The 15,997-nt window shown below is 44.9% G+C and carries 10 protein-coding genes; 4 read left to right on the top strand and 6 right to left on the bottom strand.

All coding sequences use genetic code 11. The features are described from left to right. Position 1 precedes the first annotated feature (1 nt). The 4 genes from V513_RS06255 (at position 2) to V513_RS06240 (ending at position 2,593) form a co-directional block, all read left to right on the top strand. Positions 2 to 853 carry an ATP-binding protein gene (locus V513_RS06255; RefSeq protein ID WP_006492428.1) on the top strand — a complete coding sequence of 284 codons (852 nt, stop codon included), beginning with the start codon at positions 2 to 4 and terminating at the stop codon, positions 851 to 853. Further along, on the top strand, positions 853 to 1,728 hold the full coding sequence (locus V513_RS06250) for a nucleotide-binding protein (RefSeq protein ID WP_039882870.1): 876 nt from the start codon (positions 853 to 855) through the stop codon (positions 1,726 to 1,728). The genes V513_RS06255 and V513_RS06250 overlap by 1 nt, the downstream gene beginning before the upstream one ends. Positions 1,729 to 1,730: 2 nt before the next feature. Then, positions 1,731 to 2,048: a NifB/NifX family molybdenum-iron cluster-binding protein gene (locus V513_RS06245; RefSeq protein WP_039882868.1), complete on the top strand. Its 318-nt coding sequence runs from the start codon at positions 1,731 to 1,733 to the stop codon at positions 2,046 to 2,048. Between the two features lie 80 nt (positions 2,049 to 2,128). Next, the gene (locus V513_RS06240) at positions 2,129 to 2,593 is read left to right on the top strand and encodes a DNA polymerase IV (Family X)-like protein (RefSeq protein WP_006492425.1); all 465 of its coding nucleotides are present in this window, start codon (positions 2,129 to 2,131) and stop codon (positions 2,591 to 2,593) included. On the opposite strand, the gene V513_RS06235 is transcribed toward V513_RS06240, so the two are convergent. From V513_RS06235 to rpoB, 6 genes are all read right to left on the bottom strand, one after another. Further along, positions 2,586 to 4,088, bottom strand: coding sequence for a carboxypeptidase M32 (locus V513_RS06235; RefSeq protein ID WP_006492421.1), 1,503 nt, complete (start codon positions 4,086 to 4,088; stop codon positions 2,586 to 2,588). The genes V513_RS06240 and V513_RS06235 overlap by 8 nt on opposite strands. 42 nt (positions 4,089 to 4,130) lie before the next feature. Next, complete coding sequence (locus tag V513_RS06230; RefSeq protein WP_006492420.1) at positions 4,131 to 5,021, bottom strand: ABC transporter permease; 891 nt, start codon at positions 5,019 to 5,021, stop codon at positions 4,131 to 4,133. Beyond that, positions 5,014 to 6,048, bottom strand: coding sequence for an ABC transporter permease (locus V513_RS06225; protein WP_006492419.1), 1,035 nt, complete (start codon positions 6,046 to 6,048; stop codon positions 5,014 to 5,016). Before V513_RS06225 ends, V513_RS06230 begins: the two co-directional genes overlap by 8 nt. After that, complete coding sequence (locus V513_RS06220; protein WP_099772059.1) at positions 6,045 to 7,553, bottom strand: ABC transporter ATP-binding protein; 1,509 nt, start codon at positions 7,551 to 7,553, stop codon at positions 6,045 to 6,047. The genes V513_RS06225 and V513_RS06220 overlap by 4 nt, the downstream gene beginning before the upstream one ends. Positions 7,554 to 7,660: 107 nt before the next feature. Beyond that, positions 7,661 to 12,355 carry a DNA-directed RNA polymerase subunit beta' gene (locus V513_RS06215; protein ID WP_006492417.1) on the bottom strand — a complete coding sequence of 1,565 codons (4,695 nt, stop codon included), beginning with the start codon at positions 12,353 to 12,355 and terminating at the stop codon, positions 7,661 to 7,663. A 40-nt stretch (positions 12,356 to 12,395) separates the two neighbouring features. Continuing rightward, a complete protein-coding gene (rpoB, locus tag V513_RS06210) occupies positions 12,396 to 15,920 on the bottom strand; it encodes a DNA-directed RNA polymerase subunit beta (RefSeq protein WP_099772058.1) in 3,525 nt (1,174 codons plus the stop codon). Positions 15,921 to 15,997: the final 77 nt, after the last annotated feature.

Below are 15,997 nucleotides of genomic sequence, written 5' to 3'. Positions count from 1 at the left end.
CTTGGTTATCGCAGTATTGAGTGGCAAGGGTGGCACTGGTAAGACGACCCTTGCCACTAATCTTGCCGAAGCAATTTCCGACGAGTTTGAAGTGCAGCTTCTCGATGCAGATGCTGAAGAGCCCGATGTGCATCTCTTCTTCGAGCCGGATATCAACCAGGAAGAGGAGATAGAACTTCTTCTCCCCCTAATAGATAACGAAAAATGTACCCGATGTGGAAAATGTGCTGAAGCATGCCAGTTTGGCGCTCTCTCAGTTTTTGACGCTGGAGTCATGGTTTTTGAATCGCTTTGTCACGGTTGCGGTTTATGCACATTCATTTGTCCCGAGAAGGCCATTACCGAGAGACCAAAGATAATCGGAAAGGTTCAGACCGGAAAGATAAACAAAAAGATTGACTTTGGAATGGGAATACTAGAAATTGGCGAGCCTTCTCCTGTAAAGGTTATAAGAACACTGAAGAAGCACATAAACAGGGATAGAATAGTAATAATCGATTCACCTCCGGGGACTTCCTGCTCAGTTGTTGAAACTCTCAGAAATGTCGACTACGCTATACTCGTAACAGAACCAACGCCATTCGGTCTTCACGATTTAAAACTTGCTGTGGAAATTGTTAGGGAAATGGATATTCCCTTTGGCATTGTAATAAACAGGGATACCGGTTCTTATACTCTTGTAGATGAATACGCCAGTGAAGAGAATTTCTCCGTTCTTGAAAGAATCCCTTTTGATCGCGGTATAGCTGAGTCTTATTCTGAAGGCAAGCTCTTTGTTGAAACTTCGCCAATCTGGAAAGCAAGATTCAAATCGCTTGCGGAGAGAATCCTTTCTTCAGCGGGGGTGTCATGATGTTTCAGCTAGCAATTGTAAGCGGAAAGGGAGGAACGGGGAAAACAACACTCTCGGGATCACTTTCTGTCCTGTTTGATTCTATTGTTATGGCCGATTGTGATGTGGATGCCCCAAACCTTCATCTAATATTGGAAAACAAGCTGATTGAGAAATATGAATACTTCGGTGGAAAGAAGGCTGAGATCTCTGATTCGTGCATTTCTTGCGGAATTTGTGAAAAGTATTGCAGATTCGATGCAGTGATCAGAGGGGGGCCCTATTCGGTTGATCCTTATGCCTGTGAAGGTTGCGGGATGTGTGTCGCAGTATGTCCTGCTGATGCTATTACACTCAAAGACAACAAATCTGGCGATTACTTCTTGTCCCAATCAAACGGCATTCCTCTTGTGCATGCCCTTCTCACTCCCGGAGAGGAGACATCTGGTGGACTTGTCGCGGAGGTAAGAAAGCTTGCCATCAAAGTTGCCGAAGAGGAAAAGAAGGAAGTTATCATCATAGATGGAGCCCCAGGAATTGGTTGTCCCGCAACATCTTCAATAACCGGTACTACTTACGTTCTGGTAGTAGCTGAACCCACAGTTTCCGGTAATCACGACCTGGCCAGAATAGTCGAAACAATAAGACACTTCAAGAGGGATTTCGGAATAGTCATCAACAAGTGGGATCTTAACACATCGAAAAGCTCCTTCATTGAGTCTTGGTGCGGAGCAAACGGCATTGAGCTAATTGGAAAAATCCCTTTTGACGAGCAGGTCGAGAAAGCTACTATTATGGGTAAGCCAGTCGTTTCAATAAAAGGTTCAGAAGCAGCAGAAGCAATTGTGCGTATTGCTCAAAGGCTAAAGCGAAAAATCAGTGGAGTTGGAGGATGAGTATGAAAATTGCTGTTCCAGTGAAAGAGAAGAGTATGAATAGTATTCCGGACGATAGATTTGCCAGGGCAAAGTATTTCCTTATATACGATCCCGAAACTGGAAGTGAAGAATACATTGAACCTGACAACAGTGTAGCGCACGGAGCCGGACCGATGGCGGTGAACATGCTCACAAAGAAAGGTATAAGCGCACTGATTGCCTTTCATCTTGGAGGGAATGCAGTTCAAGCAATTGAAGCGGCCGGAATTGCATTCTACGAAGCGTTCGTCGGAACTGCCAAAGAGAATATCGACGCTGTACTTCGCAAAAAGAAGTAGAATAGAAATTTTGTTGATTCATCCTATCATTTGGACAAATCCCTGGTTTCTGCTATAAAATATAGTTAGAGGTGAAGTGAGTGGAGAAAGAAGATCTTGCAAGACAATTCGATCTTCTGTCGAGACTTTTGAAGGTAGCCAGGGACAATCCATTCAAAATAAGAACTTACGAATTTGCCGCTAAAACTATCAGATCAAACCTTACTTCGGGGAAGCTTTCAAGTCAAGATATCATAGCTCTCTCGTCGATAAAGGGAATCGGAAAAGCTGTAGTAGAGAAGTCTCTTGAGTTCCTTCATGGCTCTGAAATTCAGAAGATTACTGATTTGAAAAGCACACTCCCTAATTCCATTTATGCACTTGCTGCACATGATCTCATTGATCCTGAAGTCTTATCCTTCATCTGGAAGGACATGGGCTTGACTGAGCCGCTTGAGATTGTTGGATTTTTGGTCGACAAAAAGGAGAGCCTCAAGTTGTCTCAAGAAAGGCTCTCCAGTATTGAAGCTCTCCTTATTGAAATTGGTTCCTCCAAAACTAAGTGAAGTAGATCTTCGAATACTTCTCCATTACATACTTCAGGAAATAGCTGGGATCCAGCTCCTTCCCAGTGGCTATTTTTAGAAGTTTTTCAGGTTCGTAACGCCTGGCTTTTGAGTGGATATTATCCCTCAACCAATCTACCAGGGACAGCACATCTCCCTTTTCAATCCTCTTTTCCAGACCAGGGATGTCCTCCTTTGCCTTTGCAAACATCTGAGCAGCATAGAGATTCCCTAGCATGTAAGAAGGGAAGTATCCTATTGTTCCAGACGGCCAGTGTACATCCTGGAGAACGCCATCTCTGTTTGTTTGAGGTTCAATTCCAAGATATTCTTTCATCTTCGAATTCCATGCTTCCGGAAGATCTGAGACTTTGAGATCACCTTTGATGAGTGCTTCTTCCAGTTCAAATCTAACCATTATATGTAGGTTGTAGGTGACTTCATCTGCCTCTATTCTAATCAGAGAAGGTTCTACATTGTTAATTGCTCTGTAGAATTCACATAGAGATACATGTCTGAAGTTCGATGGATATGCCTTCTGAATCTGTGGGTAGAAGAAAGATAGAAATTCCATACTTCTTCCCACCATATTCTCCATCATTCTCGACTGCGATTCGTGGATACCCAAAGAACATGCACCGTAAAGAGGCGTATCGATGAGCGAAATCGGCAATCCCTGTTCATAAATCGCATGGCCCCCCTCATGAATAGATCCGAAGAGCGACGGTGTGAATTCATCAGGTAAGTATTTCGTGGTTACCCTTACATCATTAACACCGATACCAATCGTGAATGGATGAACTGTCTCATCAAGTCTACCTGCTTCAAAGTCATATCCTATTAATTTCAGAGCCTTTCTACTCAGCTTCTCCTGAGCTTTCTTGCTGAATCTGCCTTTAAGAATTCCAGTATCCGGGGATTTGCCTTTCTCTACAATTCTCCTAATAAAAGGAATCAGTTCCGATTTCAGTGGTTCTATTATCTTTCGCAGCTTCTTGGCTGTCATCCCCTCTTCATAGCCTTCCAGAAGCGCGTCATAAGGGTTCTCTTCGTAACCGTAAAGCCTGGCCATTTCTCTCAATAAATCGATAATCTCCTCTAGATAAGGCGCTATACTCTTGAAATCGTTTTCATTTCTCGACCTTTCCCATACCTTTTCACTTTTTGACGATAAAACAGAGAATCTGTGATATAGGTCCGGTGGAATGGCCTTGACTCTGTTATAAGCCTTAGTTGCCACTCTCACCATTGCTTTCTCATCTTCTGTTAATTCCTCTTCAATTTTTCCTTCGGCCAGTTGACTCAGCAAAGTTCCCATCTCTTCGGAAACTGCCTTTCTGAATGCGAGAGTCGAGACGTACCCTAGAACCTCTGATCTCATCTCAGCGCCTTTGGGTGGAATATACGTTCTCATGTCCCACGTTATCAGAGCGGCAGCACTATGAAGATAAGTGATTTCGGAGTACTTCGACCTAAGTTCATCTATAAGCTTCAAAACTACACCTCCAATTTGAAGAATTATATCATGCACATATCTTTACCAGTCCATGAACCTCTTGTCCTTGTTTTCACCATAAGAGATCGCCAGGATAATGAAAGAGGCAAAGTACGGTAAAGATAGAAGAAGTTTAGGAGAGATCTCAGTGGCAACCTGCAGGAAAACTGAAAGCTCAGTGACGAACCCTAGCATTAAAGCGGACAAAAGGACTATTAAGGGATTCTTTCTTCCCATGATAACTGCAACAAGTGCTAACCAACCTCTTCCTCCAGACATATTGGAAACAAAGGCCCCCATTGGAATGGACAAGGCAGCCCCAGCTAGTCCTGAAAGAATACCGCTCCCAGTGTATGCGAGAAACCTTAAGTCGTTTACTTTAACTCCGCTATAAAAAGCGCTTTCCTCGTCGAATCCACAAGAACGCAACTTCACTCCTGTGGACGTTTTCTTGAAAAACAGAAGAAGAAACAAAGGTACTACAAACGCCGATAGATCGAATAAACTCAGTCCGTTGAGCCAACCAAAACCCGAACCGGTGAGGAAATCCAAAGAAAGGACTACGGGTCTTGGAGAATCGCTGAAGACCACAGTCCCTTTGCTTAAAAACCAGTTGTAAGCAAGCGTGACAGTAATTCCCACCGAAAGAAGATTAACAGCTATGCCAACAACAAAGAGATTGGCCTTCAAGTATCTTACAGCGAAGAAGATAATTGAAGAAAGGGCCATCGCCACCAGAATGGCGGCAAGAGTTCCGATTATAACGCTTCCAGTGAACGACGAAACTACAACCGCAAAAAAAGCCGCTGACAATATTGTGCCTTCAAGACCAATATTTAGCCACCCAGATACCTCCGTCAGTAAACCGCCGCTCGCTGCGAGGACAATCGGCGTGGAGTTTTTTATCGTATCCCTGATGATGGCTTCAAGCATATCGTTTCCTCCCGAGGTGTTTGGGAACAAGCGCTTCAGCGGTTATCAAGAAGAAGATCACGGCCTGAACTATTCTGGCAAATTCAGGTGTGATATTTGCTTCAAGCGCTGCAATTTGTGCTCCGCTCTCTAGGTAAGCAAAAAAAAGAGCGGCAGGTATAACCATCACTGGATTATTCCTTGCAATCAATGCGATAGCGATACCATTCCACCCATATCCGCTCGAAAAACCTCTCATTACACGTCCATGAATTCCAACAACATCTATAATTCCCGCTGTAGAAGCCAATCCACCACTCAGAAACAGAGCCCAAAATAGCAACCTATTCGTTTTCAATCCAGCATAAAAAGCGAAAGCTCGATTTTTCCCAACTATTCTGATCTTGAAACCCTCTCTAGTCTTGAATAGGAAGAACCACAATAAAAAGGCAGCACAAAGAGAGAAGAAGATCCCTGTGTGTAAACCAGAAGGCAGCATAAGACCATTGAATCTGAATTTTGCAGGAAGGCTTATGGATGCCGCAAGACCAGAAGCCCTGTCATTTAGTGGTCCTTCGACAAAATAATCGACTACAAGCACTATTCCATTGCTGAGAAGGAGAGATGAAATCAGCTCACTAACTCCAGTTCGGATCTTAAGGATAGCGGAAATACTTGCCACCGAAGCCCCAAAGAAGAAACTGACTGTAAACATGAAGGCAATTCCAATTGCTCCAGGTACAAGATCGGATATAAGAATGCCTACCGAAGTACCCGCCAGCGCTCCCAGATAAACCTGACCTTCCATTCCCAAATTAAAACAGGAAGCTGTGAAGGCAACTGATGCGGCCAATCCCGTAAGCATTAACGGTATCGAATGTGCAAGTAGATTGCCAAAGTAGAAACGATTAGAAAAGACTGAGAGAAAGAAGGCCCTTGCGGCATGGCCAGGATCGTCACTCATCAACACTACTAGAAGAAGACCCGCACTCAAAGAAATTGCGATAACCAGCAGTGATCGTCCAAGGTTGTGAAGTCTTGAAATCACTCTATCTCCTCCATCGCTCCGAAGAGATACTTTCTCAGATCAGGAGTACTTAATCCCGGCCTGATGTCAGAAGAAAAGACGACTCTTCCCTCAGACATGATGAGTATTCTATCAGCAATTGTGAGTGCTTCGTCAACATCTGCCGAAAAAGCTACGATGGCAATTCTCTTCTTTGCCTCCATTAGAAGGAATTTCACGCTCTCGAGACTCTTGACATCAAGTCCTCTGAATGGTTCTCCAAGTAGAAGAACCTTTGGATCGCTGCTTATCTCTCTTGCAAGCAGTAACTTCTGAAGATTTCCACCTGAAAGTGAGGAAATCGGATCTTGAATTTTCCCGAAGGTCACGCCATAATCCCTAAGAAGTTTTCTTGCTGAGAACACATGTTTCTTTTCTTCAACAACCCACTCCCCGTTACTTATTGAGTATACAAGGAGATTGTCCCTTATGGATGAGCCTTTACAGCTGGCAATATTGTCTCTGTCGTAATGAAGAGCTGCCAGTCCAAGTTTACGAAGTTTGAAAGGTTTCAAACCCGTTATATCTTTTCCGTCGAGAATCACTCTTCCGGACAGAACTCTTCTCATCCCGAAAATTCCATCTAGAAGCTCTTCTTGACCATTTCCCGCAACTCCTGAAACAAAAAGGATTTCTCCCCTTCTTGCTTCAAAGGAGACCCCTTTTACGGCCTCACTATTAGAAGAACCTTCAACACTCACTTCCTGAACACGTAAGAGAGATTCATCGGACGTAGGGGACTGAACACGAAGTGCACAGAATTCCCCGCCGTATAGGAGTTCTTGAAGCTCTTTTATGGAAGTCTTATACCTACTTTCTGAAAAGACAACCTTTCCAGAGCGAAGCACAACAATCTTGTCCGAAATGGAGTAAGCTTCACGAAGCTTGTGAGTAATGAAAATTATCGCCTTTCCCTGAGATCTCAGTCTTGTGATGATCTCGAAAAGTTCTTCTTTTTCTCTGTTGGAAATCAGAGTAGTGGGTTCGTCGAATATTATCACATCAGGCGAATTCTGGAGCACTCTAAGAATCTCTAGCTTCTGTCTTTGCCCTGTGGAAAGCGACGCCGTTTCATTGTCTAGCGGTAGCTGAAGAGAGTATTGTTTCATTAATTCTCTAAGACTCTCTCTGTAGTCCTTCATCCTAACTTTCTTTTGGTTACTTCTGAAACCGAGAATAAGATTCTCAATCACCGAAAGCTTATCAACGACTTTTATGCTCTGAGGGACCATTCCCAAACCTTTCTCGTTTGCGAAGTGGGGACCCGATGGAAGGTATTTCTCGCCTTTGAAGACCATCGATCCACTGTCGGGCTTTTCAATCCCCATGATGACCTTCACAAGCGTAGTCTTTCCTGCCGCGTTTTCTCCAAGCAGAGTGGTTATCTCTCCGGAGAATAGAGTTAAAGCGACTCCATCTAAAGCTTTTGTTTCGCTAATTTCATAGGTCTTCTTTAAGTCGTTTATTTCCAAAACAGGCTTAGACAAATGTGCCCCCAAACTTTCAAAATTCAATTCCTTAACAATGTTACCATTACAAAAGAAAAGCGGAAAGCATTAGATGCTTTCCGCTCCTATTAAGCTAAACAATCAAATCAAGCCAACTCTTCTTCCTGGTACTGTGACGGAACAACCGCCTCTTCAACCTGAAGATTGGCGTACATATCAAGACCAGTTCCGGCAGGTATGAGTTGCCCTACAATGACGTTCTCTTTCAACCCTTGTAAGAAGTCGGACTTGCCTGCAACGGAGGCCTCGGTCAGAATCTGAGGTGTCTGCTGGAACGACGCGGCAGATAACCAACCTTCACTCTCAAGAGACGCCTTCGTAATCCTTAGAAGCTTTCGCTTGAACTTAATCGGATCCTTCGGCATTATCTGAATGTTCTTCTCGGGAATTACCGTGTCGGGATTGAAGTCGTCTACGAGCTTCTGATAATGGTCCTCATCGACGTCATATATCAGTATTTGCTTTATACCGCCTTTGAGAATCTTCTCCAGAAGCTCTTCACTTATCGGTTCTGCTTCGGCCGCTATCTTCTGTATCTTTCCATCTTCGTCTTCGCCAAGGACCCTTCTTGCCAGCCTTTTGCCGATCACGTATTCTCTGTTCTCTCCAACTCTGCTGTTGGCTTCTTCTATCGACTTGTTTATCTTTCTAATCTCTACAATGTCCAGCAGATCACCAGGCAAAAAGTCCGTGTCACCTGGGTCTGTCACTTCGACCTTAGAAAGCATCTGCCGAATGATTAGCTCAAAGTGCTTGTCGTGAATCTCGACTCCCTGTTCGGCATAGACCCTCTTTATCTCGGTAAGCAAATACAGAGCGGTCTGAACAAGGCCAAGCTTTTCCATTAGTTTCCTAGGCCTAACGGTTCCCGTGGTAATTGCCTCTCCCTCAGTGACCTTGTCGCCTATCTCTATCTTCGGTTTGATGTTTGAGGAAAGATCGTATTCGCTGATACCTCCGGTCTTTGTTTCTATGTAGACCTTTCGTCTACCCTTATCATCAGAGACGAGATCCTTAACGAAACCACTATCGCCTTTTTCAATAAAGAGCGCTTCGGGATCCTTGAGTTTCTTTCGGGCCTCAAACAACTCTTCAGCCCTCGGAAGACCTCTGGTTATGTCTTGTCCGGTCGCGATTCCACCCGTATGGAATGTCCTCATCGTCAGCTGTGTGCCGGGTTCACCGATTGACTGGGCAGCGACTACACCAACGGACTCTCCGACATTGACTATTTCATGGTTTGAAAGATCCATTCCGTAACACATGGCGCATACTCCGTTGTCGGATTCACACGTCAGAACAGATCTTACCTTTATTGTGGGTCTAACAAATACCTTCTCGATTTCGTTTTTCTGAAGATTCTTGGCCGTAAGCTCGTCGATTTTCTCTTGATACTTTACAAGCATTTCTTTAGAACCGTTCTTTATGGGATCTCCTACAAAGATCTGGTTTACACAGGGAAATGCGACTACCTTTATCTCCTCAATCTCTGAGTTCTTAAGCTGATGCAGAAGGTCACTGCCGATATGGGTTCCTTTCTTGTATTCCTTGTCATTAATCTTAATATCTTCATCAAGCTCTGTGTAGTTAATCAGCCTCGTTACCTTCGCGATGCTTAGAACCTCTTCACGCGCCACTTCAACCTTTGCCTTATAACCAGAGAGGAATGCTGCATCTTCATCTCTGATCATCGTATCTCGGAAGTATTCCTTTCCCGTTTTCTCGTTTTTAAGGACTTTTCCTGTCAACGGGTTGATGACATCGGCTGCAAGAACTCTTCCGAAGAGGAATTCTTCCAGTTTCTCGATCGTTACCCCGTCGGCCATGAGTTCTACTGCCTCAATTCCCTCATGAGTCCCGCAGTTGGGCGTTGTAACAGTAATCGTTTGCGAAACATCTACCAGCCTTCTAGTAAGGTAACCTGCAAAAGAGGTCCTGAGAGCCGTATCGGCAGAACCCTTTCTAGCGCCATGAGTAGAAGTGAAGAACTCGAGCTCGGTAAGACCGTCTCTAAAATTCGACTTTATTGGCACTTCAATAGTCTTCCCGGATGGATCGGCCATAAGACCTCGCATGCCGGCCAGCTGTTTGAGCTGGTCAATGTTGCCTCTGGCTCCTGAGTCGACCATCATGTAAATCGGATTGAATGGATACTTCTCGAACTCCGTGTATGTCTTTTCCATTATCTCCTGAGTGGTATCCGACCAGATTCTAATTATCTCTTCGGTTCTTCCTTCTTCAGTTAGGAATCCCGACTTATACAGGTTCTCAATCTGATCTACCCTCTCCTGCGCAGCCTCTATAATCTTGTCTTTCTGAGGATACACAACTATATCGTTAATGGATATTGTGAGACCGGAAGTGGTTGCATAATGGAACCCGAGCGACATCATATCGTCCAGAAGGTCTGCCGTTCTATCGATTCCATATTCGTGGAAACAGTCGTAGATCAACTTCTTTATGGCTTTCTTGTTGAACTTTTTCATGTAGTCCCTAAGTTTTTCGGGTACTATTGTATTGAAGATTATCCTTCCAACCGTTGTCAGCGTCAGTTCTCCTGAGGAGGGATCGAGTTGTACTAGAATGGGATCGTGGAGAGAGATATATTCAGAGTCGTATGCCAGTAGAGCCTCTCCAGCAGATGAGAACTTCCAATCGACCCATTCGAGAGCCTTTTCTCTCACTTTTCTTTTTGCTTCTACTTCGGAAATTTCCTCATCTTCACGGAGTCTTGCATCGTAATCCATGATCTCTTTTTCTTTCTTTTCATATTCGTGGTCAACTGTCGTGAGATAGTAAACGCCAACGATTATGTCCTTACCGGGCATCGAAATAGGCTTCCCACTGGCAGGGGAAATCACGTTGTATCTGCTGAGCATGAGAAACTTTGCTTCTGCCTGCGCTGCGGCCGATAGTGGAACGTGGACGGCCATCTGGTCTCCGTCAAAGTCTGCGTTGAATGGCGCACAGACAAGCGGATGAAGCTGAATAGCGTTTCCTTCAACCAGTCTGGGTGTGAATGCCTGAATAGATATCCGGTGAAGAGTCGGTGCTCTATTAAGAAGGACAGGATGTCCCTTTATCACATCTTCAAGGACTTCCCAGGCTTCCGGCATTTCCTTTTCTATGATTGTTTTCTTTAGCTTTCTCGCTGTCTTGCTCGATTCACTTCCATGGAGAAGCTTCGAAAGAACAAAAGGTTTAAATAGCTCCATAGCCACTCTCTTGGGAATTCCGCACTCGTGGATCTTCAGATCGGGTCCGACGACGATAACCGCTCTACCTGAGTAATCTACTCGCTTTCCAAGCAGATTTCTTCTGAATCGTCCCTTTTTACCCTTCACCAGATCGGTGAGCGATTTCAGTGGACGTCCAGATTTGTCGGATACGGCCTTCCCCACCCTGCCGTTGTATATGAGGGAGTCGACTGCTTCCTGAAGCATCCTCTTTTCATTTCTGATTATTATGTCGGGAGCACCTATCTGCAGTAGCTTCGCAAGCCGATTGTTCCTGTTAATGACCCTTCTGTAAAGGTCGTTGAGGTCGGTGGTGGCAAACCTTCCGCCCTCTATTTGAATCATAGGACGTAGGTCCGGCGGGATTACCGGGACGACATCCATAACCATCCACTCGGGTTTGTTGCTTGAAGCTATGAAGTCTTTGACGTATTTAAGCCTTCTGAGAAGCTTCAGAGCTCTCGCACTGCTTTTGGGGATGGTCTTCAGCTCATGTTCTATAGCTACCTGAAGCTCTTCCAGATCGATACTCTGCAGCAACTTCTTAATCGCAGCAGCTCCGTAATCACAGGTTACCTTTCCAGGATAGAGCTCTTTGTAGGCCTCATATTCATTTTCTATGAGGACTTCACCGATACTTCTCCCAGTCTCCTCAGAAACAGTTGGGTCGATCTCAGTGATTATGACTATTGGCCTATCGCTCTCTGTATCCGTTTCCACTTCGAATTTCCCGGGATAGTACTCATCGAAGATCTTGTACTCCGTTGCCGAAAGGACTTCATCTTCAAAAAGGAATCTGTCGGCAAGAGTATCACCCTTATGGACTTCATCGTCATTCTGGACGTATATAAGTGAGCCTTCGAAGACAGGGTACTTTTTTTCTATTCCCGTTTCGTTTGTAACGACTACCCAGTTGAGCTCTCGCTCGGTACTGCTGTCAAGTCTTTCTATCCTGACTTTCCCGTCGATATCCGTTGTAACCGGTCCGTGGGGAACCTTCACCTTGTAACCCTGCTCGACTTCGAAGCTGAGCTTCTTTGTGTATATCTCGTACTCCGTCTGGTACATCGTCATACCTGGGAAAAAGTCGGTATCCTTCGGGTCGGTAACTACATACAGCCTTTCGATTACCCTCTTCGATCCATAATAGATGATGTTCTCGAGATCCTTCGCAGGAATGTTCAGAAGCGAAGAAAGAACACTGGGTGCACTCTTCAAGTACCAAACATGTGTCACAGGAGCGGCCAACTCAATGTGGCCCATTCTTCTTCTGCGTGCTTCTTTAGATTCGACTCTGACGCTGCAGCGTTCACATACGGTACCCTCATACTTCTTACCCTTGTACTTGCCACATGTGCACTCGTAGTCTTTCGTCGGTCCAAAGATCTTCTCGCAGAAAAGCCCGTCCCTCTCCGGTTTGAAGGTACGATAGTTTATTGTCTCGGGTTTTTTCACTTCCCCGCTTGACCAGCTCCTAATTCGTTCCGGTGAGGCGATATCGATTTCCAGTTTGTTGACCTTTCTTTTGTATGTGCTTACTGGCATCTGCTTCCCTCCTTGAGGGGTAGCTCCCTTCTATTGATTCTCATAATTTGTCCACATCCAGCTCGACATTGTTTTGATCGAAAACCTTAACGTCGAGTGAAAGTCCCTGTAGCTCTTTAATAAGGACCTTGAAACTCTCGGGAATCCCGGGTTCCGGGATGTTTATCCCTTTAAGTATCGCTTTGTAGACATCGTTTCTTCCCTTGATGTCGTCCGACTTAATTGTCAGCATTTCGTTCAGAGTGTGAGCTGCTCCATAAGCTTCGAGCGCCCAGACTTCCATCTCTCCAAACCTCTGCCCTCCGAAGTGAGCTTTCCCGCCAAGGGGTTGCTGATGAATGAGCGAGTAAGGCCCGGTAGATCTGGCATGTATCTTATCCTTTGCTATGTGAACAAGTTTAAGCATGTACATGACTCCCACAACAATAGGATAGTCGAAAGGATTGCCGCTTCGTCCATCTCTCAGAGTGACTTTACCGGTCTTCAGATCCTCACTGTCTCCGTCCTCAAGGCCAAACCTCTTTCTCGCTTCGTAGAGTTCGGTCATGATTTCTTCTTCAGTAGCTCCATCAAATATTGGAGTTGCAAAATAACGATTAGTGAGCTTTCCAAGCCATCCTAAGTGGGTTTCCAGAACCTGACCAACGTTCATTCTTGATGGAACTCCCAGAGGTGATAGAACAAGCTGAATTGGCGTCCCGTCTGGAAGGAATGGCATGTCCTCCTTCGGGATAATATTCGAAACGACACCCTTATTGCCGTGTCTACCGGCAAGTTTATCTCCCACATCGAGTGGCTTTCTAATGCCGACGAAAACCTTCACAAGCTTGTTAATGCCGGAACCCAGTTCAGATACCTCTTCCTTTTCGAATACCTTTACATCTATTACTCTACCTTCGACGCCATGAGGAAGTTTTAGGGATGAATCCTTGACGTCCCTTCCTCTGTCACCGAAGACTGATCTGATTATCTTTTCCTCGGGAGTGGTTTCAGACTCGCCTTTGGGAGTGACTTTGCCAACTAGAATGTCTTGAGAAGTCACATAAGCTCCGACCCTAACTATGCCGCTCTCATCAAGGTTTTTCAGCGATTCCTTAGAGACGTTCGGGATGTCTGCAGTAATCTCTTCTGGACCAAGCTGAGTGTCTCTGGCAATTGTTTCGTACATTTCGACATGTATGGTTGTAAAGGTGTCGTCTTCCAATAGCTCCTGATTGACAAGAATAGCATCTTCGAAATTGTATCCTTCCCAGGGCATGAAAGCCACAAGCACATTCTTTCCAAGAGCAAGTTCTCCCATTTCAGTTGATGGGCCGTCGGCAATCGGAGTTCCTGTCTGGACGATCTCGCCAACGGAAACTATTGGTCTCTGGTTTACTGCCGTGTCTTGATTTGTTCTTACGAACTTGTGCAACGTATATACGTCTTCTATAGGTTTCCCTCTATCGTCGAGTTCTGGCTTGCCCTTTTCATCTATTCTCTGGACGATTATTCTTCTTCCGTCTACACTAACCACCTTTCCTCTGTGCTTAGAAAGAACCACGTATCCCGAGTCTCTCGCTGCAACTCCTTCCACACCGGTTCCTACAATTGGCGCCTCGGCCTTGACAACAGGCACGGCCTGCCTCTGCATGTTAGACCCCATGAGGGCTCTGTTTGCGTCGTCATTTTCAAGAAAGGGTATCAAAGATGTCGAGATAGAGACTATCTGCTTGGGCGAAACCGACATGTAATCGACTTCCTCCCTGTTAACATATCTCACTTCACCTGCATATCTAATCTCAACATTTTCATCGAGGATATTACCCTTTTCGTCCATATCTACAGTGGAATGAGCGATATTGTAACGCTCTTCTTCATCTGCGGCTAAATATACAATATCGTTAGTAACGGCTCCCTTCTGAACCTTTCTGTACGGAGTCAAAAGGAAACCGTACTTATCTATCTTTGCAAAGGTCGCCATTGAAGTCATCAACCCGATATTGGCACCTTCGGGGGTTTCTATTGGACACATTCTCCCGTAGTGCGAGTGATGGACGTCACGAACTTCGAATCTTGCGTGTTCTCTCTTAAGTCCACCAGGTCCAATAGCAGACAGTCTCCTCTTGTTAGTCAGTTCGGCAAGAGGATTAACCTGGTCCATGAACTGAGAAAGCTGACTTGTCGCAAAGAACTGATGAAGCGTAGTCATTAAAGTTCTTACGTTAACAAGGCTCTGAACAGAAATCTTGTCAAACGATGTGTATATTGTAAGCTTTTCTTCCAGAAGCTTATGTATTTTTATGAAAGCCTTCTCGAACTCAGTTTCCATGAGCTCACCGACTGTCCTCACACGCTTGTTTCCAAGATGGTCCTTGGTGTCAAGCAACTCCGGCCTGCTTTCAATCTCGGTCAGATGTCTTGCAGCAAGAACGACATCAAGGACAGTGAGAATAGAGGATTCTTCTGAGTAATCTGTATCTTTTGAGACTTTCTTTCCTTCAACTTCCTTTAGATAGTCCTGGTAGACCTTCTTCAGCCTGCTGTTTACCTTGTACCTTCCTACATCGGAAAAGTCGAAGCGATCAGGGCTGAAATACAAATTGGCAATGTAGCTCTTTGCGGCATTTATTCTTGGAATTTCGCCAGGCCTCAGTTTTCTGAAGAGCTCTATATAAGCGTCGTCCTCAGTCATACCTTCGCCGTATGTCTTCTGCAAAGCATTGAACGTTTTCATTGCAATTGGAAGCGGCATCTTTATGGTCTTCACATCTGCTTCAATTGCTCTAGCAATAATCTCTTCGGTTAGCAGCGTCCCTTTTTCTGCAATCAAATCACCACCAGGCGTCTTTATGTCCTCCAGGATCATACTCCCCACGTTTGCGAGCAATTCATCTTCGTCAGACCCGTCGTATTCATTTTCGAAAAGCCTCAGAAGGTCAAGGTCGTTTTCATAACCCAGGGCTTTCAAAAATACGAAGAAGTTTAGTTTCCTTCTTCTGTCAATCCTCGCCTGCATGATCTGCTTGTTAGGATTCAAGAGAATTTCGAACCAAGCTCCCTTAACGGGAAGGAAGTGAGCTACATAGATTGGCAAAGAACCAGAAACTGCCTTTGTAGGCTCATCCACGAAATAAACGCCTGGAGACCTTACAAGCTGATTAACAATTACCCTTTCAGCGCCGTTGATTATGAAAGAGGCGTTATCAGTCATATAAGGCAAGTATCCAAAGAAGGCCTCTTCCTCTTTGATCTCTCCAGTGTAGAGGTCAGTGATTCTTACCGTTACATAAAGTGGAACCGAATAAGTGAGACCCTTGTCTTTGCACTCCTGAATGGAATGCTTTGCCTCACCGATTCTGGTTGCTACAAAATCCAGAGAGAAGCCTTTCTCGCCCTTCTTAAGGTCCGAACGCTGGATCTGCGACTTGATGGGGGAATACTTCTTCAGAACATTCAGAAGACCTTCATTGATAAACCACTCGAAGGAACGAGTCTGGATCTCAATGAGATTCGGGATTTCAAGAGGTTCATACACTCTTCCAAAGACCCACCGCTCACGTTTGCCAAAATTGGCCTTTCTCATTAGATCACCTCTCGTATGTTTGAGCACACCAAACCCACATCAGAGCGTCTCCCTGATGTGGGTATATTTATTATACA

The organism is Mesotoga sp. H07.pep.5.3 (genome assembly GCF_002752615.1).
GTDB classification, from domain to species: domain Bacteria; phylum Thermotogota; class Thermotogae; order Petrotogales; family Kosmotogaceae; genus Mesotoga; species Mesotoga prima.
Note: the sequence above shows the minus strand (reverse complement) of the source record. Positions and strands in the feature narration are given on the sequence as shown.

Excerpts from the sequence above, each read along its gene's own strand:
- V513_RS06245 (WP_039882868.1), top strand. The coding sequence starts at position 1,731 with ATGAAAATTGCTGTTCCAGTGAAAGAGAAGAGTATGAATAGTATTCCG.
- V513_RS06250 (WP_039882870.1), top strand. The coding sequence starts at position 853 with ATGTTTCAGCTAGCAATTGTAAGCGGAAAGGGAGGAACGGGGAAAACA.
- V513_RS06215 (WP_006492417.1), bottom strand. The coding sequence starts at position 12,355 with ATGCCAGTAAGCACATACAAAAGAAAGGTCAACAAACTGGAAATCGAT.
- V513_RS06230 (WP_006492420.1), bottom strand. The coding sequence starts at position 5,021 with ATGCTTGAAGCCATCATCAGGGATACGATAAAAAACTCCACGCCGATT.
- rpoB (WP_099772058.1), bottom strand. The coding sequence starts at position 15,920 with ATGAGAAAGGCCAATTTTGGCAAACGTGAGCGGTGGGTCTTTGGAAGA.